Origin of the sequence: Clostridium lacusfryxellense (genome assembly GCF_018861735.1) — a bacterium.
In the GTDB taxonomy this organism is placed as follows: Bacteria; Bacillota; Clostridia; order Clostridiales; family Clostridiaceae; genus Clostridium_AD; species Clostridium_AD lacusfryxellense.
Genome location: NZ_JAHLEB010000042.1, coordinates 1 through 23498 on the forward strand (window position 1 = coordinate 1; position 23498 = coordinate 23498).

21 protein-coding genes are annotated in these 23498 nt (G+C 30.3%); 2 read left to right on the plus strand and 19 right to left on the minus strand.

Features of this window, described 5'->3' with window-relative positions; genetic code table 11:
• Positions 1 to 764 precede the first annotated feature (764 nt).
• Entirely contained in the window at positions 765 to 1955 is a 1191-nt protein-coding gene (locus KPL55_RS18705; protein ID WP_216308269.1) for a macrolide family glycosyltransferase, read from the plus strand.
• Between the two features lie 453 nt (positions 1956 to 2408).
• On the opposite strand, the gene KPL55_RS18710 is transcribed toward KPL55_RS18705, so the two are convergent.
• From KPL55_RS18710 to KPL55_RS18750, 9 genes are all read right to left on the minus strand, one after another.
• Complete coding sequence (locus KPL55_RS18710) at positions 2409 to 2615, minus strand: spore photoproduct lyase family protein (RefSeq protein WP_216308270.1); 207 nt, start codon at positions 2613 to 2615, stop codon at positions 2409 to 2411.
• Between the two features lie 347 nt (positions 2616 to 2962).
• A complete protein-coding gene (locus tag KPL55_RS18715) occupies positions 2963 to 4096 on the minus strand; it encodes an aldo/keto reductase (protein ID WP_216308271.1) in 1134 nt (377 codons plus the stop codon).
• Positions 4087 to 4713, minus strand: a complete 627-nt coding sequence (locus tag KPL55_RS18720; RefSeq protein WP_216308272.1) for a hypothetical protein — start codon at positions 4711 to 4713, stop codon at positions 4087 to 4089. The genes KPL55_RS18715 and KPL55_RS18720 overlap by 10 nt, the downstream gene beginning before the upstream one ends.
• Before the next feature lie 69 nt (positions 4714 to 4782).
• Positions 4783 to 5205 (minus strand): MarR family winged helix-turn-helix transcriptional regulator, encoded by a 423-nt coding sequence (locus KPL55_RS18725; protein WP_216308273.1) that lies wholly within the window; start codon positions 5203 to 5205, stop codon positions 4783 to 4785.
• A gap of 115 nt (positions 5206 to 5320) precedes the next feature.
• Positions 5321 to 6025, minus strand: coding sequence for an FAD-dependent oxidoreductase (locus KPL55_RS18730; RefSeq protein WP_216308274.1), 705 nt, complete (start codon positions 6023 to 6025; stop codon positions 5321 to 5323).
• Between the two features lie 16 nt (positions 6026 to 6041).
• Positions 6042 to 6605, minus strand: a complete 564-nt coding sequence (locus tag KPL55_RS18735) for a flavodoxin family protein (RefSeq protein ID WP_216308275.1) — start codon at positions 6603 to 6605, stop codon at positions 6042 to 6044.
• 35 nt (positions 6606 to 6640) lie between these two features.
• Positions 6641 to 7321 (minus strand): MBL fold metallo-hydrolase, encoded by a 681-nt coding sequence (locus tag KPL55_RS18740; RefSeq protein WP_216308276.1) that lies wholly within the window; start codon positions 7319 to 7321, stop codon positions 6641 to 6643.
• 6 nt (positions 7322 to 7327) lie between these two features.
• Complete coding sequence (locus tag KPL55_RS18745; RefSeq protein ID WP_216308277.1) at positions 7328 to 8182, minus strand: SDR family oxidoreductase; 855 nt, start codon at positions 8180 to 8182, stop codon at positions 7328 to 7330.
• Positions 8182 to 8598, minus strand: coding sequence for a MarR family winged helix-turn-helix transcriptional regulator (locus tag KPL55_RS18750; RefSeq protein WP_216308278.1), 417 nt, complete (start codon positions 8596 to 8598; stop codon positions 8182 to 8184). The genes KPL55_RS18745 and KPL55_RS18750 overlap by 1 nt, the downstream gene beginning before the upstream one ends.
• Before the next feature lie 523 nt (positions 8599 to 9121).
• On the opposite strand from KPL55_RS18750, the gene KPL55_RS18755 reads away from it, so the two are divergent.
• Complete coding sequence (locus tag KPL55_RS18755; RefSeq protein ID WP_216308279.1) at positions 9122 to 9604, plus strand: nucleotide disphospho-sugar-binding domain-containing protein; 483 nt, start codon at positions 9122 to 9124, stop codon at positions 9602 to 9604.
• Positions 9605 to 9782: 178 nt separating this feature from the next.
• Here the strand turns inward: KPL55_RS18755 and KPL55_RS18760 are convergent, their stop codons facing one another.
• The 10 genes from KPL55_RS18760 to KPL55_RS18805 form a co-directional block, all read right to left on the minus strand.
• Entirely contained in the window at positions 9783 to 10358 is a 576-nt protein-coding gene (locus tag KPL55_RS18760) for a recombinase family protein (RefSeq protein WP_216308280.1), read from the minus strand.
• A 638-nt stretch (positions 10359 to 10996) separates the two neighbouring features.
• Entirely contained in the window at positions 10997 to 12394 is a 1398-nt protein-coding gene (locus KPL55_RS18765) for a glycosyltransferase (RefSeq protein WP_216308281.1), read from the minus strand.
• A 141-nt stretch (positions 12395 to 12535) separates the two neighbouring features.
• On the minus strand, positions 12536 to 13624 hold the full coding sequence (locus tag KPL55_RS18770; RefSeq protein ID WP_216308282.1) for a glycosyltransferase: 1089 nt from the start codon (positions 13622 to 13624) through the stop codon (positions 12536 to 12538).
• Between the two features lie 220 nt (positions 13625 to 13844).
• Positions 13845 to 15314, minus strand: coding sequence for a hypothetical protein (locus KPL55_RS18775; protein WP_216308283.1), 1470 nt, complete (start codon positions 15312 to 15314; stop codon positions 13845 to 13847).
• A 131-nt stretch (positions 15315 to 15445) separates the two neighbouring features.
• On the minus strand, positions 15446 to 16561 hold the full coding sequence (locus tag KPL55_RS18780; protein WP_216308284.1) for a clostripain-related cysteine peptidase: 1116 nt from the start codon (positions 16559 to 16561) through the stop codon (positions 15446 to 15448).
• 159 nt (positions 16562 to 16720) lie between these two features.
• Positions 16721 to 19873, minus strand: coding sequence for a hypothetical protein (locus tag KPL55_RS18785; protein WP_216308285.1), 3153 nt, complete (start codon positions 19871 to 19873; stop codon positions 16721 to 16723).
• A gap of 1284 nt (positions 19874 to 21157) precedes the next feature.
• Positions 21158 to 21394 carry a DUF2922 domain-containing protein gene (locus tag KPL55_RS18790; protein ID WP_246599651.1) on the minus strand — a complete coding sequence of 79 codons (237 nt, stop codon included), beginning with the start codon at positions 21392 to 21394 and terminating at the stop codon, positions 21158 to 21160.
• Between the two features lie 56 nt (positions 21395 to 21450).
• Complete coding sequence (locus tag KPL55_RS18795) at positions 21451 to 21675, minus strand: DUF1659 domain-containing protein (protein WP_216308286.1); 225 nt, start codon at positions 21673 to 21675, stop codon at positions 21451 to 21453.
• Positions 21676 to 21757: 82 nt separating this feature from the next.
• Positions 21758 to 22291 (minus strand): sigma-70 family RNA polymerase sigma factor, encoded by a 534-nt coding sequence (locus KPL55_RS18800; RefSeq protein WP_216308287.1) that lies wholly within the window; start codon positions 22289 to 22291, stop codon positions 21758 to 21760.
• Positions 22292 to 22359: 68 nt separating this feature from the next.
• Positions 22360 to 23484 (minus strand): DnaD domain-containing protein, encoded by a 1125-nt coding sequence (locus tag KPL55_RS18805; protein WP_216308288.1) that lies wholly within the window; start codon positions 23482 to 23484, stop codon positions 22360 to 22362.
• Between the last annotated feature and the right edge of the window lie 14 nt (positions 23485 to 23498).

The following is a 23498-nucleotide window of genomic DNA, read 5'->3' on the forward strand; positions in this document are numbered from 1 at the left end:
TTGCATGCCCAAAAATAATAGTTGTAAAAGAAAAAAGCCAATTAGAAGCATACATACTTTCAATTGGCTATAATTCTATTTGTCACAAGATGGTTAACTTAATGACATTGGTGTTAACCCCCTCTTACATTGTATTTTCTCCCGCCTCTTGCCCTCTATATAAGACAAGAAGTTGATAAGCATATTGTTTATGGTATAGGCTAGTTTGTTGCCTCTTGTGCTTACTAAAGGGGTATCAAGTATTATTATTTTATACCTCTTTCAAAGAAGCTTTATTATAATGTGTATCAGAAAACATATCAAGTCACATGATACACTTTTACAACCTATTGAGTGGGTTTATGACGCCTATTTTCTTTATTTATTCATGCATCATATAACTATAGTTTTTTGATGCACTCATTTTTCTATAACTTTTTGTTAAATTTGCAGTTAAATTTAATTGAATTCTTACTATATTTCTTCCCTTGCCTTACCTATTGACCTAAATATATAAACGCTTTACTTCTTTTATGAGTTAAAACTATTTAGTATTTCTAGGTCAATGTTTTGAAAAAAAGTCTTTTTGTAATAAGTGTCTTAACGTATGTATTCTGCGTTTTGCGAGCACTGCCTCAACAATCGATAAATCACCAATCATATGGAACACTTATTCTTAAATTTAAGTATAATAAACATTATACTTAATTATATTGATTAAGTACTAAGTCATAATTTTTTATACAAATTAGTATCACTGTAATAAGATAAAAAGGAGAAAAAACATGGTGAGAATATTAATAATAAATGTCCCATTTTATGGACATGTAAATCCAACAATTGCAATTACAAAAGAACTTGTTGATAGAGGATATAAAGTAACATATTTAATTTCAGAGGAATTTAGAGAAGAAATAGCACTTACTGGTGCAAGAACAATGCTTTATGATTATGACGAAAAAAAAGCAATGTCATTTAAAGGTATGAAATTAACTATGAGTAATATTTATGAAGCTGCTTTACGTATTGGTAAAAATTATGATTTAATTATTTATGAATTCATGTTTTTTATGGGAAAAAATCTAGGTGATATTTTAAAAAAACCAACAATACGATTAATTTCAATGTTTGCATTTAATGACAACACAATTAATCCTAAAAACTCTGGTAAATCATCGCTTCAACTTAAATTAATTCAAAATAAATTCGCAAGAAATATATTTACACAGTTGTTTTTTGGCAAAAAAAAAGTTAAAAATAATGATATATTTACGGACGTATTGGAAAATGTACCAGAATTAAATATAGTCTTTACTTCACGTAAATTCCAGATTCATAGTGAAGAATTTGAACATTCTAGGTACAAATTTATTGGTCCATCTATTATTAAAAGGGCAGTAAAAAATAACATTCCATTAAATAAGTTAAAAGAAAAAGTAATTTATATTTCTTTAGGCACTCTATTTAATAAATCATTAAACTTTTTTAGAATTTGTATAGAAGCTTTTCGTGATGTTGATATGACAATAATTATGTCAATAGGTAAAAATGTAAACATAAAGGATCTTGGAACTATTCCGGACAACTTTTTAGTCTATCAAATTGTTCCTCAATTAGAAGTTCTTAAACGTACAACTATTTTTATTACTCATGGGGGAATGAATAGTGTAAATGAAGCAATTTATTATGGAGTTCCAGTTATTACCATACCCCAATTCGCAGATCAGCCTGCTGTCGCTAGAAGATTAGAAAAATTAGGACTAGGAAAAGTAATTGACAAAAAAAATGTTTCAGTTGAAACTTTGAAAAAAGCACTAAATGATGTTCTTTATAATGCAATGTATAAAAAAAACATGAATATTATGAGCGAAGATATGATAAACAGTGGCGGCTATAAAGCTGCTACTACTGAAATAGAAAAATATATTGGTCTAAACTTTAGCATAGGCACTAAGTATAATACTTACTATACTTAGTATGTATTCATAGAAAACTTATTCCCTATAGGGTGACCAGAATGGTAACAAATATGTTGTGCTAATATATATGATTAAACAATATAACTTATAGTAGCCTCAGGCAAATATTTTTGAATTAATTCTCTAATGACTTCCTCAGCTGGATTTCTATATTCATTACGATATGTATACTTTCCTGGTCCCTTTGGTCACATCTTAACCTTATCAAGTAAATTTACTGCTTTTGGCATGCTTTCTGTATTAATAATATAATAATTAGGTAACCCATAGGTCATAAATATTACCTCTATAAATAATTGATTTTTAAGCTTAAATGATAAAGTCTCTTAACTTCCTTAAACATATTGTCATACACTATTTCCCATACGTTTTCCAAAATTATAGGGGTGATATTTAATCCTATTTTATATCAAGCTTCAAACATCTTATTTACTGCAATAATTCTCTCTTTTAGCTACTAGTGCCAAACTCTACTTTTTCTATAATCTCTTGTGGTTTAATGGAAATTCGCATTTGTGTGTGACCATTGTGATTCGCCGTTAATAAATCGTCCACAGCATTAAACTTTGTTGAAGAAGTGGCTATCGCTTTCTCTAGCTTTCCAAACTCCTCAATTGCCCATCTTGAATTTCCAGTAATAGTATTTTCAAGGACCATATCTGATAGTAGCATTGGTTATAAATTGGGTACAGCCGACATACTGTCGTGAAATTAGTAGATTGTTATATATAATATATGGCTATAGTAAATGTCGTGAAAAATACTTAAGATTTTACTATCAAATAATATTTACAAAAAAGGTGCTGAAAACCTTTTATTTCATATATATTTTGCCTTATTAATAGAATAACTAAATTAATATCTTGTTTCGTATTTGTGTTACTTTAACTTTATTTGGTAACGTTGGTTAATTGGAGTTACTGCATTTTTCAAAACATTCTACCTTTAATTATATTTGTAGTAAAAGGTCAATATCTAGGTGATCTATACCTTTAACAAAGACACTAATTGTAATTTTCAAAGTTTTTAGATGTTATATTTAAGTCATTCATAAATTTCTCAACGGCTCTTAAGTTTTTACGTATGGGAGTACTATGTGAACACTTTTTCTCGCATAATCCACAGTTTATACAAGCTTTTTCGATACTTCCTCCAACTTTATCTTGATATTCTTTAAAAACTTCAAGTGCAATGTTTGACATACCATATTGATTATAATAAGCGTAAGAATTAAAAATTTTATTTATTTCAATTCCCTTAGGGCATGGAGAACAATATCCGCAATTACAACATATAACACGAGGATTTGCTGGGTTAAATTCCGTTTGCTTGAAATACTTTTCAATTTCTGTATAGTCATATTTTTTCGAATTTCTAGAAACCTCGCAAACTATATCCAAGAAGTCTTTACTCTCTAATTGAAAGATTACCTCGTCAAAAACGGATTGTGACATAAAATACCTGGTTGCGAGCTCACTGGCAGTAATATTTTTAATCACATGTGATTTACTTAATATATTGTTCGGGAGTTGTTTATTTCCTGCATCAACTAGACCTCCGCCGACTATTGTTATACCAGAGTTTTTAAGTTCGCTCAGCAATTCTTTTTGAGCTTCAAGTGTGGGTATAAAGTAGATCATTACTGTATCTATAATATTATTTGTGCCTTTTAAAACTTCCTTTGCAGAAAAAAGATTAAGTGGAGTGAAAATAATTCCTATGTGATGCACTCTTCCTTCTTCTTTTGCCATTTTTGCTTGCATCAACTGTTGTGGCAGCAAGCCCTCCTCAACACTATCCGCATATAAATATAAACAATCTAAGTATTCCGTTCTTAGATCCATTAAAGAACGGCTCAAACAAAATTCAAAAGCATTTTCTACTGGTAACGTTTTATCAAAATAAGGGTAATTAGTTGACAGATTTATAAATTTTCTTACTGGTTCTAAAACCCTCCCTAAGAAACATTCACATGTTCCTCCTATATATTGAGGTGATGTTGTGAAGCTTCTAATGCCTTGAGAGTATGCGTCTTTTACTAAACTTTCTGCCAGTGGCTCATTCATTACTAACTTACCATTATCGTAGTAAAAAGGTAATGAAATTGTTGTTGCTGTTAATTTGTTGTTTATATGCATATTTCTACACCTCCCACTCTGTATTCTGTTAATTCATATCCAGGTTTCATATCTGAATAACTCAATCTTTTTACATTTACGCCTAACTCTGATGAAAACCATGATATTGAGTCTAATTCACCAGAGTTATTATAAGCATTAATCACATAGCATTCAAATTTACCTAGAGCTGTTGTGATTTGCTCTATCTTCTCTACAATATTATGCAAATTAACTTCTGTTAATTTACCTTTAGATTCTTGTACCTGAAATTTATAGTCCCATTCATATCCAACGGTATATAATCCTGGATAATTAAGACACCTACCCTCAGCAGGTTCTATTACCCATTCTTTTTTTATGATATTTTTTTCATTTACCGGCTCCTTTGAGAAGATACTTCCATAAAAATAGATATCATTATTTTCTTCTTGTTTAAATGCGAAATACATCATTGGCGATTGACCTACCATTCCAAGAGAATTTAGTAGAACAGTTTCTCCCTGTGGTGTAATAATTTGAACATCAGTCATTCTTTCATAGTAATACATTTCAACTGGAGATGTATTGTTTGTAAGTATTTGTCGGAACACCAGTTCATCACCTTTGTTTAATTTTTTTGTAACTCCTTTTTCCATATTATTATTCCTCCTTTGTTAACTAGGTTAACTATATTAAATATTTTAAACGGCGTTTACCACCGTTCGTTAATAATACTCATTCAATACATTATTTGCAAACTCCATTAAATGAATCAACTGTAGAAAATTATCTTCTCCCATTCCATTACTTAAAGCATTAATCAATTTATAATAATCATTGTCTGTTAATCCTACTAAATGTTTTGCTTTCGGTGTCAAGTGAAGGGTATAGCTCCTTTTATCTACTTTTGAATATTTTTTATAAACATATTCCTTTTCTACCAATGCCCTTATTTTTACCGTAACAGATGGTTTGGATATTTTCAAAAATTCTGTGATAGCATTGGGAGTAACTTCTCCATCATACTTGTCAACGAAAATAATAACACCCATTTCGCTATTTCTAATTGGCAAATCCCTTTTAACGTTTATATACATTCTACAAAATAAAGCAATAGTCTTAGCTGAATTGTCAAACCAATCTTTCATAAGTTACACCTCAATATAGTTAGCTTGTATAACTATATTGCACTAAGTAAATTGAAATTGTCAATTAAAGTGTTAATATTTTAAAATTATATTCACAAGCTTTTATTTCATACATTTAATATCCTAAAAATGTATCTACCCTAATATTTTTCTTATTGACAGACTGACCTAACAAAGTGGACTTTATAGAATCATTCATTAGCTTTGGTCCAGCTAAATAATATTTTATTTCCTTATTATTAATAGCAATTTCTTTTATACCTTTTGTCAACTCTTCATCATCTGTGAAAAAGTCAATTTGTATATGATCATCATTTATAAATGTCTTTAGCTCATTTTCATATAAAAACTTGCCTGTTCTATTAACATATAACAAATTTACTTTACCTTTAAAATCCTTTTCTCGCATGACTATATCCTTAATCATAGATCTAAATGGCGTTATACCTATACCTCCTGCTATTAAACAAATTGGTTTAGAAGTGTCCATATAGAAACCACCTATTGGGCCCCTAATTACCATTTTCATACCGCTTTTAATTTCTAATAATGCACTCTTATAGTCACTAGGCTGCTTACCTATTTTCATCGAAATCATGATTTTATTTTCTAAAGGACTGGATGCTATACTAAATGGTCTTATACCCCTTTTAATTTTTGTATGTTTAATAACAAACATAGCATGTTGACCTGCCTTCCACTTTAAAGGTTCACATGTATCAAATAGAAAAGTGTAAACTTCTTCACTCTCTTGAATTACTTCTTTAAAAATTATTTCTTTTGGCGTTAATACTGCTTTGATATCATTAAATAAACTCATAGTTCCCTCCATTTGATTAATTGTTTGCTAAATTCTTTCCAACATTATAGGCTTTGTTTAAAATTTTTTTTTTCTTTTGTATGGAATCTTTAGTAAAGGCACCAAGTACAGTAATTCTCTTAATAGGTTTTATCCCCATAGCTTTTAATGATTTTTCAGTATATCTAAAATATCTATTAAATATTAAAGGGATTGGTGCTGCTTGAGAATAAATAAAAATTGTTTTTTTAATACCAAACCGTGGTTTATGTTTTTCATTTGTCAATGGATAAAACCGATCCAGAAGGTTTTTAAGGAGTCCTGACATTTGGTGAATGTATACTGGCGAGGACAATATTAAGTAATCTGCTTCCTTTATTTCTGCATAGATTTGTCTAAGATCATCCTTTATTACACAATGATCATGCTCTGGTTCTCTACAATACATGCAAGCTTGGCAAGGTCTTATGGTCATATCATTAAGATAATAAATTTTAGTTTCAATCTGTTTTTCATTTGCACCTCTAATAACTTCTTTGACAACTGTGTCAATATTACCATTTTTTCTAGGACTTCCGACAAAAGCAATTAATTTACTCATATTTATTTTCTCCTTTTAATATCTAGTGTGCTACACTATATTCCTTTATCTTTCTCAAGCAGATTTTTAATTGAAGTGTCATCACAAACATCACCATGTGAATTATAAAATACCTTTGCCCCTTTGCTTAATAACATGTTAATACTATTTCTTAGGTCATTAATATTATTCCATATAAATGGGTACTTAGCTGTAGTAAATTTTTTCTTGTCTTTCCCACTAATCATATCCCCCACAATGGTTTCTCCGTTATTTAGTAAAACTGACAAGGAACCTGCAGTGTGGCCTGGGGTGTGAATAACTTCTCCATTTACACCAAACTCATTTAAATTAAAGTTATCTTCTATTAATAAATCAGCTTTAAAACTTTCTATTATTGGATCTTTCATTACTATAATTATCAATTTTGCAAAAACACTTCTAACCTGTACTGGAGTTGAAATACCTTTTTGAAGGTAATCTCCTTCTATTCTATGAATTAGGACTTTAGCGCCTGTTAAATCTTTCATTTGCATAATTCCGCCAGTATGGTCAATGTGGTTATGTGTCAGTATAATTAAAGAAATATCTTTAGGGTTTATTCCATTTTTAATGAGAAACTTCTTTATTTTTTCAAAGGATTTCGGTAATCCTGTATCAACTAAAATATATTTTTCACCTTTTATTAAGAAAGCTTTTACCATTCCCAAATTAATTGTAATTACCTGTTTATCCAATTATCTTTACCTCCATACTTCAATATGGTCTTTTATAAAGACATCTATTGTTCTAGGTTTTCTTTTTAATAGAACTTCAGCAGTATTCGTAACATGGTTTGCCATACCTAATTTTGTTGTAAGGTATAATATCATCATTACAGTAGCAAATTCTTTTTTGATCCCTCTATCAATCATTTCTTTTCTAAATTTAAACAAAGGTGGGTTTGAATATGTGATTTTACGTCCAAGTATTTTTGTCATACTATCTGCAACTTGCATATAAGTAATTGCCTCTGAACCTGTAATAGTATATGCCTTATTTCCATGGCCTTTTTCTGCGAGCGTCCTTCCAATTATTTCACCAATATCTCTTGTATCTATAAAACTAATCTCAGCTTTTCCTGAAGGTATGAAAAGGTCACTCCGCTCCTTAATATCTTCTGCATGTGTTGTGGATAGATTTTGCATAAAAAAACTGGGCCTTATAAAAGTGTAAGGAATTTTAGATTCTAAAATAGCTTTTTCAATTTTGTGGTGTGGTGGAAAAGGATTTTTCTCAGCTCCTAGTATAGATAAAAACACTATTTGCTCCACACCAGCTTTTTTGCATTTTTGAATAAAAGGTTTAAATATTCCATTAACATCTGTAAGTTGTGGTGGTCTTACTAAAAACACCTTTTTAACACCATGTAAAGCAGTTACATAGGTATCTATATCTTCAAAATTAAAATTAATGTATTCCATAGAATCATCTTTTTCAATGCTTTTTTTTATGTTTCTTACACCAGCTAGAAAGTCTCTATTTATGCTTTTTAAATAGTCAACTACTGCACTTCCTACATTCCCCGTTATTCCTGTTAATAAAATTTTTTCAACCATTATTCTTCAGTCCCTTCATTTAATTTACAAATCATTTCTGTAAGTTTCTCAGCTTCTTCATTTGAATAAATTGAAAATATATCAATTGTTAATTCATCACTTACTGTTTTCATTTTATCAACTAACTTATTATATTCTTTACATATCTCCAAGTAAGATGATCTTTTATCATTTGGGTTGGCAACTTTAAGCACTATACCTTTTTTCTGTAACCTATTTATAATCCCTGATATAGTTGGCCTATCTGAACCCAACAGCTTAGATATTTCTGCTGCTGTAATTGGAGCGTCTGAATAATGTATCTGAATAATAACTGAGAACTGCGCAGCAGTAATATCAAATTCCATTAATGCTTTATCTAGTTTGTTTTTTAGATGTCTTGATGCCTTAATTATAAGGTAAGATAAGTTCTGCATATGGTTCCTCCTTATATAATTAGTACACTAACCATATGATTAGTGTACTAACTTTATTTATATTTGTCAATTGTTTATTACAGTTTACATGTTTTAAACAAATTATAAAATTTTCTTAAATTTAAAGGGTTTTGCTCAATAATTTAACAATGCTACAAATATTGTCATAATATTGGTACAATAGTCGTATATTTGTACTTGAAGAGGTGAGAATAATGGCAAAAGTTTTATATATAAATGGTCCTGCTCATGGTCATATTAATCCAACTCTTGGTTTAGTTGAAGAATTAGTCCATAGAGGCAGAAAAGTCGTTTATTTTACAACGTAAAAATTCAGAGATAAGATTCAACAGAAAGGTGCCGAAGCAAAAACCTATAGAAAAGTAAATACCAATCAAAGTCGTGAAAAACATGGAATATATTTAATCTAGCTGCTGATGTTTCAAGGACAGCAAAGAAAATAATACCTGATATTTTAGATAAAATAACGGGTGAAAAGTTTGATTATGTTATACATGATGCTATGTTTGGTGCTGGAAAGCAGATAAGTGATATATTAGGGTTACCCTCTATATGCAGCTGTGCTGCATTTGGTCCATCAGAAACAGTAAGGAGATTTCTATCACGAAGCAAATTTAATATGTTTAAAACCCTTATAAAGGGCATACCTGGTTTAATAGAGTTTAAGGAAACTTCAAAATATCTTGAGGAAATCTATAAGAAATGCTTCGCTGCTTTTAGAGGCGAAAATGTGAAAGTAGTTCTTTCAATGGGAAGTATAGTACCTATCACAGCCATAGGAGAAATCCCCGAAAACTTCATAGTCAGAAAATATGTACCACAACTTGAATTACTAAAATATGTGAATTTATTTATTACGCATGGTGGAATGAATAGTGTAAGTGAAGGACTTTATAATAATATTCCATTAATAGTTATTCCCCAATTTGCTGATCAGCCTGCGGTTGCAGCAAGGGTGAAAGAGTTAGGTGCAGGAGTACTTTGAATAAAAAAAATATTGATCTAAATATTTTAAGAAATGTTGACGAAATATTAGCCTTTAGGGATAATAAATGTTGCTAAAAAAATTAGTATTTTAAGTGAAGTGATTTTAATGTTACAATTAAGCCACAAGGGGAGATTACGGTTAAAGGTCATTCACTTAATGTTGCAGCAACTTCGCCTTAATTACTCTCTTCATATTGATTAATTAATTTATAAAATGTAGTTTTCTTTAATTCCAATATTTTCATAACATCAATCGCTTTTATAGTGTTTTCCTTATACATCCTGTAATACTTATCCCATAACTTTGGTACCTCAATAGATTTACGTCCTTTATATTTCCCCTCTTTTACTGCAATTGCTATACCTTCTATCTGTCTATCTTTTAGATAGTCACGTTCAAGTTGTGCAACTGCTCCGAATATAGTTAACATAAACATGCCTGTTGGTGTGGTAGTGTCTATTGCTTCTTTAAGAGATACAAATATAATACCTTTATTATTTAATTTTTCTATTAATTCTATAAGATCTTTTGTATTCCTTGCAAATCTACTAATACTATCTACAACTAATTTATCACCACTTTTTAGTATAGCCATCATATTATTTAATACTGGCCTGTCTGTTACATTCTTACCGCTAACCTTCTCAATATAAACATGATTCAATGGAACATGATGTTCTTTAGCTTTTACCTCTTGTCTAATTGTATTTTGTTCTTTACTTGATACTCTAATGTAAAAATATATTTTCATATAAACACCTCATTAGGTAATTATATATAACGGTTCGTTTAAAGTTAATATCTTTACCGAACTGTTTTTAGGTGTTTTTAGCACGATATAATGCCCCTTTGAAGGCTATTAGTTAACGTTCGTCTACGGTATACTCCAGACGAACTAAATTTCAACTATTAGCTTGCTTTAGTTACTCAAAGCTTTGATATTATGTAGTTTAATTTACCATTCAGTACAGTTGAGTTATGGAACTAACAAATAATTCAAAAGTATTATATACTCATATTAAAGAACTAATTTAAGCTGAGATTATATTTTTTTACTTTCTATCATCCCTTATTATATTGAAGAACTTAGTATCTTCTCAAAGGGACTACGGAAAAGTTGGATATCTCCACTAACAATTGCACAAATATCCTTTAATGTGAACCAAGCAACATTTGAAATTAATAAATATAGCATGTAATTAGTATAAAAGCATTTATGATTATATACAAATTTAATACAAGATTTGAGGTTTGATCACACAATTTTACAACGTTCACTACAAAATTATAATATCCACATATGATCTTAATTTCCCAATGACGATTGGTCTGAACAGCATCTTAAATAGAACTTAATTTTTATATTATTCATCAGTTAATATCCGTACACTATAAAATTCTCTGGAACTTAGCTAAATATTTATAAGATAATGAGTTTTTTTTCATTTCTTCACCAAAAACATTACAAATATTATTTAATACCTTATCATCTTCCGATGTTAAATTAGTATTATAGTAATGAAATATAATTGGATTAATATATCCACATTCATCGAATATTCTATATATATCTGTTAAAGTAAAAAACTTATTATTGCTTCTATCTAAAATTGAGTTTTTATTGTACATAAAACTTCCACTTAATAGCCCTTTTAAAACTGAGTGGTGCATTATGTTAGGAATAGTCACAATTATATATCCACCAGGTTTTAGGAATCTTTTTATCTCTTTTAATAGTTTCCAAGGGTTTTTACTTTGTTGAAGTTTATTTCCAAGAATTATATAGTCAAAAAAATTTGTTTTGTCAGTTTTAAAACTCATATTATAATTCTCTTCAAAATCATAGATCATTAACTCTAATATTTTCCCACCTAAAATTGTTAGTTTCTCATTTGTCTCTATACCATATATATTAGAATTTGGATACATGTATTTTAGTTTAAATAATGTAGCCCCTAATCCACAGTCAAATTCAAGAATATTTAATTGTTTCTCTCTTGGCTCATTTATACGCTGTAATATGTCAAGTTTTAATGCACTAACTACGTTAGAATTAAAACCCCACTTATTTTCAAACTTTATACGATTTGAAGTTAAAATATTAATGAAATTAGTTTGGTCTTTATTAAAAGACGAACTGCCAAAATGATGTATGAAGCTATCATTGCAAAGCATCATCTTATATCCAGACTCTATAATTCTCATACATAAATCATCATCTTCAAAGTTTCCAGGTGTAAATCTTTCATCCATAATTCCAATTTTATTTAGGACATCTCTTTTTATAAGCATACAAAATGCTACAAGTCTTATTCTTTCCTCCCATTTCTGGGGATTTGAAATATTATTAGCATCAGCAAATGGAATCATATCTTCAATACCACTATAAGGAACACTTATAGATTGATAATTAGAGCAATAATTAGTGATAGAGCCCGTAGCTCCAACCTTTACATCGCTATAAATGCAAGCTTTAAGATTATCAAGCCATCTTGGAGTAACTACAGTATCATTATTTAAAAACAAAATATCATTCTCTTTGTCAGATGCAGCTATTCCAATATTACATCCCTTTGGAAAGCCTACATTTTCATTATTAAATATAGCCAAAATATCATCCTGATTTTTAAGCCATTCCTTTGTTCCATCAGTAGAATTATTATCCACTATAATTATTTCATAGGTATTCTCTTTAGTATATTTCCTTATGCTATCAACACAGATGTGATTATAAGTAAGATTGTTGTAAGTTAATATTATTATTGAAGTTTTTCTATTTTCAACCATTTTTTATCACTTCCCCTAACACTTAGTGCACTAATTATATTTAATTACATATTATTCGTAGTATTAAAAAGTGTACCTTCCTATTACCAAATGAATATTTAAAGTTTTTAAAAGTAATTGACATATTGATTGTAAAAACTTCTAAGGTTGTTTTCTTTCACAGTTTAATAAAGAATTAAAATATTTTCTATTATTGTTTACTACAAATGAATCTGGTTTAAACTCTGCAGCTTTTTCGTTGTATTTAATTGCTTGCTGAATGTTTTTAAGTTTAAAATAACATATACCAATTGATGCATATGGTATATAATCATAGAAATTATGTATAACTGCACCCAATGTATTTTCTGGTTTACTAAGTTTTGTAGCAATGTCATACCATGATATTGCCCGTTCATAGTCTTTCATCTCTTCATATTGAATTCCCAATTCACAGCATATTTCTGCTCGTAGCACTCCAAATTCAAAACATCTGAGCAATGTTTTGATTGCACTTTTTGTATCTCCTTTCTTAGTATATATTTTCGAGAATTCAATACAAGCATCCATATAATTTGAATAAAAGCCTCCTTCCTGAGATAAAAATTTTTCAAAATAAACCATAGCCTCATCATATCTTCCATTAGCATTAAGTTCCCTTCCATAATAGAAACAGTTTCTATGTGATAACTTCTCTCCGCTTTGTATCATTTTTTCAAATATCTCTAAATTTCTAGAAGATCTTTGTTTTAACTTCTTATGCGTGATACCAATACCCACAGTGATAATATTTCCAGTAGGTTTTATATACTCATGAACAGGATCATTCCATTTAAAATTTTTATTTCTCTTAATCAGCCGCTCCCTGTAATAAGTGCACGCAGCCCTCTCTTTGTTATCAACGCCAAGGTTATATTTCATCATCACCACATCTACAGATGGCTCCATATGTTCCTTCAAATATTTGAACTTTTTTCTATCTTCTTCTAAAAGTACATCATCTGCATCTAACCATAATATATATTCTTGTGTTGCTTTAGAAAAAGAATAATTCCTTGCTGCTGCAAAGTCATCTATCCATTTAAAGTCATAAATATAAGCAGTATATTCGGTTAGAATACTCTTTGTTTTATCAACTGACCCAGTGTCTACAATAATTATTTCATCCACAATGTCTTTTACTGTATCCAAACATCGTGCTATCGTTTCGGCTTCATCCCTAATAATCATACATAAACTGATAGTAATCAAAGTATCTCCTCCATGAAATATTACATTACATACTATTAATAATCTGCTTTAGTGGTGCCTGCTTTATTGATTATTATTTTATTTATCTGGATGTTTAACATATCATTAAACTTTAATTCTCAATAATTAAATAAGTGCCCGTTCAAATAAAATATAAATGAGCACCTATTTTAATTTATCCTTAGCTTAAATCGTGTTGTACAATTATTTAATAAGAAGTTTATGGCATCAAAATCTGTAAAATTTGATTTACAACAACAAGAATTGAGTCAACTTCCCCTTTAATTCCTGCGAGTCCAAACGTTGAGTTTAATACAGCACTCTCTATAGCAGCCACTTCTATTTTTATCTCAGCCAATCCATAGGTTGGACTTTCTATACTATTAATAATCTCTATTACTTCTGCTTTTATTTCAAAAATACCACCAGTACTGCTATTTATTACACTAGCTATCTGAATAATTTCTGTCTTTATTTCAGCTAATCCAAAAGTAGGGCTTAATACTGCACTTTCTATTGCAAATACTTCTGTTTTTATTTCCTCTAGTCCAAAAGTAGGACTTAAAACAGCACTCTCTATTGCAAATACCTCTGTTTTTATTTCTTCCAGTCCAAAAGTAGGGCTTAAAACAGCATTCTCTATTGCAAATACTTCTGTCTTTATTTCTTCTAATCCAAACGTTGGGCTTAATACAGCATTTTCTATAGCAGCTACTTCTGTCTTTATTTCCTCTAATCCAAAAGTTGGACTTAATACTGCACTTTCTATTGTAAATACTTCTGTTTTGATTTCAGCTAACCCAAACGTTGGGCTTAAAACAGCGCTCTCTATTGCAGCTACTTCTGTCTTTATTTCCTCTAATCCAAACGTTGGGCTTAATACAGCACTTTCAATTGCAGCTACTTCTGTTTTAATTTCTTCTAACCCAAATATTGGGCTTAGAACAGCGCTCTCTATTGCAAATACTTCTGTCTTTATTTCTTCTAGTCCAAAAGTTGGACTTAGCACAGCATTTTCTATAGCAGCTACCTCTGTTTTAATTTCTTCTAACCCAAATGTTGGGCTTAAAACAGCATTTTCTATAGCAGCTACTTCTGTCTTTATTTCCTCTAGTCCAAACGTTGGACTTAATACTGCGCTCTCTATTGCAAATACTTCTGTCTTTATTTCTTCTAATCCAAAAGTTGGACTTAGCACAGCATTTTCTATAGCAGCTACCTCTGTTTTAATTTCTTCTAACCCAAATGTTGGGCTTAAAACAGCGCTCTCTATAGCAGCTACTTCTGTCTTTATTTCCTCTAGTCCAAACGTTGGACTTAATACTGCACTTTCTATTGCAAATACTTCTGTTTTGATTTCTTCTAACCCAAATGTTGGGCTTAAAACAGCGCTCTCTATTGCAAATACTTCTGTTTTGATTTCAGCTAATCCAAAAGTTGGGCTTAATACTGCATTTTCTATCGCTGCAACTTCTTTTTTAATTTCTTTAAGCCCAAAGTATGGATTACACAATATATAATATATCGCCCTCAGTTCTTCATTTATATCATCTTTACATTTTGTTTTTTTACAATCACATTTCGGTTTTTCACAGCTCCATTTCGGTTTTTCACAACTCCATTTTGAATATCCACTTCCACTATCTCCCACACTACCCATACTCCTTTGTGATAATTTAATTTTATTCATACTTTTTATGACCTAACTAAATCCTATGATCGTTACATAATATGACCTTTCAAACAAAAGTTGCAATTTATGAATGCAATTGCATAAAAAAGTTACCTGGTTTATGCTTAATTGTTTCAATATATTACATATTAATTAATTTCACGAACTAATTTTACCCATCCGTTATCCCTGCAAAAGGACATTTCAATATATAAATTGTAATATTTAGAATATACTTGTGAGTTATGTGGAAGAAATAATTTAAGCCCTACATCTTTTACGTTTAACTCAGGATAAATAATAATTTTATTAAGAACTTCTAATAACTCAATCTGGATTTTGCCTAGACCGGGATAGTAGGGCGGAGTTTGATTAAGTAAATTTGATAAATCAATAAAGTCTTCATTTAGTTTATAAAACTCCAAATTTGTTATCCTACATTTAAACTTATTACTATCTCTTTTAAACGCTTCTGACATAGAATCTATTAATTTTTTTAGTATGATAAAATCGTCTTCTAAGAGATGGATTGCATGTAATTCACTATCGCTTTTATTAGAATTAACTGAAGTGGTTAGTAGTTTTATTATTTCATTAATGTTCAATTCATGTACATTCTCTCTTTTTATTATTTCTATAATTTCGTAATACGGCAACCCTTGTACCCTGAGGTTGTTTTTAGGTATTATAGCAAAATCAACAGCCGCATTTGAGTTTATCGCAATCTCATATAAGATTTCGATAGTATCCATAAAACACGTATCAAATACTAAAACATCAATTGTTTTCTTTGTGATTTTTTTAAAAACTGCCAATACTTCCGCGAATCCTTGAATCCCCATAATTGTTGCACCTTTATCCGTATTCTCCTTCATAATACCAACAAAGCCTGCACCGTGACCAGATAATATTAACATTATATTTCTTGATGGAAAGATACTTGACCCCCATATTAAAAAATCTAAAAGTGTATTAGGCCGTGACATATTAATTTCTCCCAAATCATTAACTAATACAGCAGTCTTATTTTTTATAATATAACGTCTAGTACCATGCCATACTTCGTTAATATCCCCTATATTATAATGCTGTTGTCCTACCCTTGGAGCTCTTGATATTTGAACTATTACATTTATATTTTCCGCATCAATTGAATTGATTATTAATTGAAATTGTTGATATATATAATATTCTAAATCATTATTACCAGCTGCATATATTAAGACAGTCCAATTGCTATGTGCATAACTTTGTTTATAATCCATTACACTCCTTCTTTCAACATAGGCTTTTATGTTTACCATATCTTATAAATATTCATAACGTTTAAATTATTACAATAATGATGTGTATTATAATATAAGTCCCAAGTACTATCCCTTGAGACTTATATTCTAATTTCTATTTTTTATCCAAGTAATGTTTTAAAAGCCTTTTTTAAATGCATCGTTGTTATTAAATGTCTCTATAATTATATCCTCGTTCATTAAATTCGATAAACTTAGACCCCTTACTCCTGCTTGAATTAAAATATTAACTATATTCGAGTTTTCAGGGGGATAAATAAATGTCAAATTTACATTTGAATACGAATTAGTTGTGCCAGTATTGAATAAATTTGCCCCAGGGGATGATCCTGGTTTAATACGAACTCTAAAAAGAAGTTGCAATGAATTTCCTACTGGCAAAAATGGAATGTTCCATTTTACTAAATTATTAACTACATCATAACTAGCTGTTGTTCCCATCGGTGCAACTATACTTCCACCTATAAAAGTTGTACCTGAATCTAATCCCCCAAGTTGATCAACTATTTGGATTATATAAGCATCCGCACTGCCACCGTTATTTGCAATTAATCTATATTCGATAACATCATTTGAAATAGCATTTGTGAAGTTTACAAATGTTGCTTCTCCGTTTGATACATTTCTGACTCCTTTTGAAAGAAGAACATGAGGATTTCTTACAAAAACATCTACGATACCATTTTCTTGCATAGGATCTGCATTAGGCGATGAATTATAATTTACCGTACCGATATTGGTTTGTATTTCTGTATATGGTGGTATAGAAACTGAACTATCAATATTAGCTCTAAATGAATATACAAGAGTTACTACGCCTCCTGTAGCATCAACACTCGGGATAGTGGGCCACGTAATGATCTGTCCTATAACTGAGGCAGGCAAAGGAGAAGCATTATTGTCGTATGATTGCCCTGTGGGAAGAACATCACTTACCACTACATTATAGGCTATAAGACCTTCTGGAACTGTAAAAGATATTGTGTAATTAACTTTATCTCCTACGACCCTATCATTAAAATCTACAACTTTGGTAAGAGGAGCACCGCTACTTGCTAATGTTACATCTGCATCACGTTCCAAATCAGGATATTGATAATTATCCCCAATAGGATCAAATGGTTGTGAGAATGGAGAGGTTGTATGTGCTTGATTTGTTAAGTTAAGTCCTGGTCCTATTCCTGCGTCTACAGTCACGGAATAAGTCACAGTTATCTCATCATCAGGTTTTAATCTCGTAATATGCATGGTAATTTGATTTAACGGGGTAAATACTGGTGGAATAAATACTGGTGTACCTCCTGTGGCTGTAGCAAGAAGAGTCCCTGGTGTGAATGTTAAGAAATTGGGTATTACGTCAGAAAAATCTAGGTCAAAAGCATCAACTACAGTACCATCGATGTTTTGAGGATTTTTTATTACCGCCGTATAGGTATAGCTCTGACCAGAAAGTATCGCATTTGGAGTAGGTCCTAAAACTGTCTTTGTTAAAATCATATTAGGTTCCCCAAAGTCGACAGGTACTTGATCTCTTGCACTAAATACTATTTCATTTGTATTTTTTATTGATAATTTTGATAGATTATTATCTATTCCTACAAAATTTACATTTGCCATTGGTACTCTAAAAATAACATTCCAGAAAGTCTGACCAGGAACAAATGGCGCCAAGAACCACTCTACTCCATCATTTCCAGTAGGTAATGGACCTGTTGTAGGCAAAAATGGATTGTATATGATATTTGTTATACCTGACGCTAATAAGGCTAAAGGAAAAAAATCATCTATAAAAACATCCTTTTGATCAGCAGAAAAATTAGCAACATAGGTTATAGAAAATTCAGCAAAATCACCTGGTGCAACTGCAGTTATACCAACTGGTTTTAATGTACCATCTTTATAATAAATGTTTAGCAACTGTTTTGTGATAATTGGTATAAATATTGGCCCTGTACTTAATGAATTGTCAGGAGTTGGCGTACTAAAATTATCATTAATACCATCAATATTAACGACATTGTTTATTATGTCTCCTGCTACTACTGGCCTATTTACTGGTGGAGCTGTGTAGAATGCATCTACTACTGTGGAAAAAGTTATACTACTTGAAGTCGAACTTAAAAGTGCACCCAGATCCCAAATTACAGTTGTTTCCCCTGTGAGTGGATTTTTTATTGATACCGAAGTTGGTGGAGGTGCCCCTACAACAAATGTTTGACCATCGCTAATTATATCTGTAACCACTACACTATTTAAACTATCATATTGATTAACTTTATATGCTAGCGTATAGTTAATGTTTATTCCTACATCAGCTGACGTAGGATTTTGGCTTTTATCTATTGTTAAATCCATAGCTAAAGTTGTTCCTGTTGAAACAAGTGGTCTTGATGCACCAGTCATAGTTACAACATTGTTCATAGGCGTTTGATGAAGTATACGGCTTCCTGAATTTTCGATACCTCCAACCGTATAATTATTCCAAAAGGCCACATCGTAGTTTACTATATCAACTGCTCCTGCACTTAAAGTGATATTATTCCAAGTTATACTTACGAAATCCTGTCCACCTGGAGTAGGAGTCACAACAACAGGATTTGGGGCAATTAATTGTATTGAATCAGGTCCAACAGCGGTTATGGGACCAATAACCCGAATTCCATTATCCATGATATCAATAATGTTTACAAGAGATGGCTGCCTCGTATTATTATCTATATTAATCATATGTGCAAAGGGCCATTGAGGACCTACTCCTAAAGGTATCCCTGCACCTTTTGGATATTTACCTGGAACCGCCTTACTAACTAAATAACGTACTGGAATTACACTTGTAGAATCAGTTTTAGTATATTGAATATTACCTGGTTCACCAAAACCTCTTGGTTTTGTATCAACAGTAGCACTTAAAGTAACTGGAGTAAGAGGAATATCAAATGGAACATCCAGATTAGGAAGTGCTCTAAACTTTTCATCTGCTTTCAAAGTAACTGGGAATGTGTACCCTGTTTGATTGGGTGCAAGATCAGTTATACTTACCCAAGTAAGAGTTATAGTGCTATCAAGATTAAGCACCTGACTTGTGGGAGGAACACCTGAACTATCAAAAGATACTCCATCAGGTATAGTCATTGTTAGTGTTAAATTATATCCCGAGTCACCAGGATTATTGTTTGATGCTGTAACAGTTACTGTGCCAGTTTTTCCAAGGACAATATTAACAGGTTGAGGACTTATATTTACTATAAATAAATTTGGATCGAATGCCATATTCTTCTCCTTTTATACAATAATTTTAAATAGATAATCAATTATTAATTACAATTGTAATCATATAATATTTTTATTTTTTATTACAGAACTATATTTTGTTGTCGCTATATATTATGGAATTTACAAATAAAAGTTACAATTCGTCAATTTCATATGTTAATAAATTGGATCAATATCCACGGTATTTTCAACAATAGTTATACTAAACTGTACGCAAAATGGTGTAAATATTCTCAACTACATATTTTAAGATTAATACCTACATTCAAACGCTTATAAATAAGCTGAAGATTAATAATCCAGAAAGTGTTTAAGGTGTAGTCAAAAACAAATGCTTTTGTGCACACTTAATTATTCACATATCTCACGTCATCTTATACTTACCGAAACTACAGTGCATTAGTTCCTTAAATCTCTTAACGCATTAATACTATTTAACAGAAAGTATATCAATACTTTAAAATGGTACCTAACCTAATTACAGGAACCACAAATAAAATTGATTAATATAATGGTTTTTCTAAAGTTTTCTTATTTGGTGATGAGTATTGTAACTCCCAACCTATTAAATTCGTTTTTTCTCAACTCTTACTATTTATAGAAGTTATTCTATAAATATACTAAAAACCCTTTAAGATATTATAAATCATCATAAAACATTTGAGTTTTTGTTAATAAAGTTTCAAAATAATATATTGAAACTACTAAATTCAGAAAGTTAACGATATAGTTTTAATTTTCTGCCTCGCACTTCCGAACTTCTGTAACTAATTTTTTAATCTACACACAAAAAAAACCAGTTTTAGTTCACTGAGATTTTAAGTGCTTAATGCTATGTTTGTCTTTAAATCATATTTATTATTCTAAGACTTTGAAAACTCATACAACTTATTTACACCTTCTGTTTGATTATAATTTTGCCTAAATATATTTCAATTAAAAAACTTATCCACTAAATAATTTATTACTTTTAAAAAAACCTACGTTATACACTTGTAACTCCATTTTTGTTAATAACTTATTAAATATTTCATCAAACTCCTTTAATTTAATCTTCATATGTTTTTTAATTAAAGCTTTTTATCTGATACCATACAACATATTGATTTCAAATACAAGTCGTTTAATTTCTACTGATGCAGCTGTACTCCAATTAATGTCTTCTATTAAGTATTTTTCAATATCTTTAGTATCAATTTAAAATAGTTTGTTAGCTAAATATAATTATTCTACCAAAAAAAATAGAGCCAGCAGATAATTATCCGCCGACTCCATATTTTTCTAAGCTACATCAACTATACTAGTATCTGTAGTAACTATTTTAGCATCTTTCTTTCCAGTTAAGTTACCATTCGCTGATGCGAAAATATTGTTTGTAATAACTAAATCCATAAGAGCATTTACCTCAGCTTCCGTTACTACTGGTACTCCTGACTCATCAGCTTTAATGTCATCAACTGTTAGAGTGAAATACTTACCTTCTATTGATGTTAAAAATCTTAAAACTAAATTATGCATAATACTTGTCCCCCTTTAAATTCTTTAATTTTAATTTTTAATTCTTAAGCTGCGAGCTATTCTGTAACTAGGCTGTATTGATCTTGTCTGTCAAGGCCGAATAATGGATAAGTTTTCATGTTAGAGATTGCTTGTCCTATTGCAAATATGTCATCGTCTGTTGCAGTAACTTTTAAGTTACCCATTGTTTTTGTTACAAATTTGTCTTTGCCATTCTCGTCAATACCTACCTTCATTGTAAGTTTTAATGCACTGGCTACCTTTGTGGATACAACTGCCATATCAAATCACTCCTTTCAATTTGTGTTCACTGAATATATATGATGTCTAGATATTTTGTGCGGGGGATTTAAGTATATATATCTACATAAGTACTTTTAATTTCCTAAGTGCTTTTTTCTTGATCCTTGCAAAATAATGGTAGCTTTTATTACTATCGCAAGCAATTTCCCCTAATGAATGTCCTAAAATATAAAACCTTTCTAGTATTGTGCGTTCAAATGGTTCAAGGGTTTCTAGAGAAAGATATAATTTCTTTACCTCCTCATGTGCAATGACCTCATCTTCTAAGGTGAATTCATAATTAGAAGCAGTATCAAAATCCAACATATCATTATTTGGAACTTCTCGGAAATGTTTTATTTCTCCTTTTAAAAGGGCTTTATAGTTCATTCTTATAGAATTTATGCAATAGGCGTTGAAGCTGTTACTACCAAGCTTATACATTGCTACAGCTTTTAAAATGCTTAAATATCCATGCTGAATAAGGTCCTCCACGTCATAACCTGGAATGTGGTACCGTGAAGCCTCTTTATATACGAGATATTTGAATTTTTCTATTATTTCCTGAGAAGCTCCATCTTTGCTGGTTTTTGCTTTTTCAACTAGCTTTTCCATAATAAAAACACCGCCTTATATAATTTATTTATAAGTTTTGATAAATAATATATTAAAGTAATTCACCTTTATAATTGACCTAATAGCCCTTTTTCTAAAAGATCAAAATCATAAGTTCTTTGTTCATAATCACAGAAGCCACCAGGTTTAACGGTTTGGGTAGCTGTACTTTTCTTTTTACTTGACCACTGTTTTTGATATTCTAGAACCTGCTGTGCTGTATTTATGCCGTTACTTATCCAGCTGTTTAGAATTTTAGATATATATTGCATGTTTTTCACATCAAAATTAACAGCCTCATCTATTGCCATAAGGATAACCTTATTACTTACATGTTTTGTAAATTCTAATATTTTTTCGTATATCAAAGGCGTGATAGCATGTACATTTTCTTCAAATACTTTAATCACACCTTTAATCCCATCACAATTACTAATAGCTGCAGATTTACTTAATACCCCTTTTTTACTTGTTACTACTTCTTCTTTATTTATTAGTTCTTGTTTTTTATTTATTACTTTTTCTTTCTTACTTCTTATTCTATTACTACCTAGGACCTGGTAAGGCCCTTGTAAATCTCCAGTAAAAGGTGCGTAAAGCAGGTAATTCCTAGATAGCTCTAATACTTCTTCTTTTCCAGAATTATTATTTTCTTGGCTTTTTTCATTTTCTGATTTTATGTCGCACTCCTCATTATCGCTATTTAATATAACATCTACAGGTAGCTCGTCCACTTTTATTAAAGAATCTACATCATCATTTTTATCGTTCTCATCTATAATAATGCCCTCAAATATTTTATCAACATCTAATTTAGTAACTATACATTTATCATATAAGATTTCAAGGAATTCTTTATATTTTACTCGTAGTAATTCTCTATTAACGCATATTTTTGCATTGATGTTATTGGGTACATTGTATTTCATCCAATTGAGTATCATGATCTCCTTTGTATCCGTGGAGTATAAAATTTTATTATACTCTTTGAATTTATTAAGTAACTTCTCAATAACTTCATTGCTAAGACCTGTTTCTAACTCTATAAACTTTTTGGATATTTCATAAATACCACTTTGTGTTGTTTTAGTATTTGTTAAAAGATATAAGTAGAAAAATTTTTCCTCGTGTGGTAATTCGAGCACAAAGCTATCGCTCCAGAATTCTGTATAAAGCTGTCTGTATTTTGCCATTATTATTCCTCCCT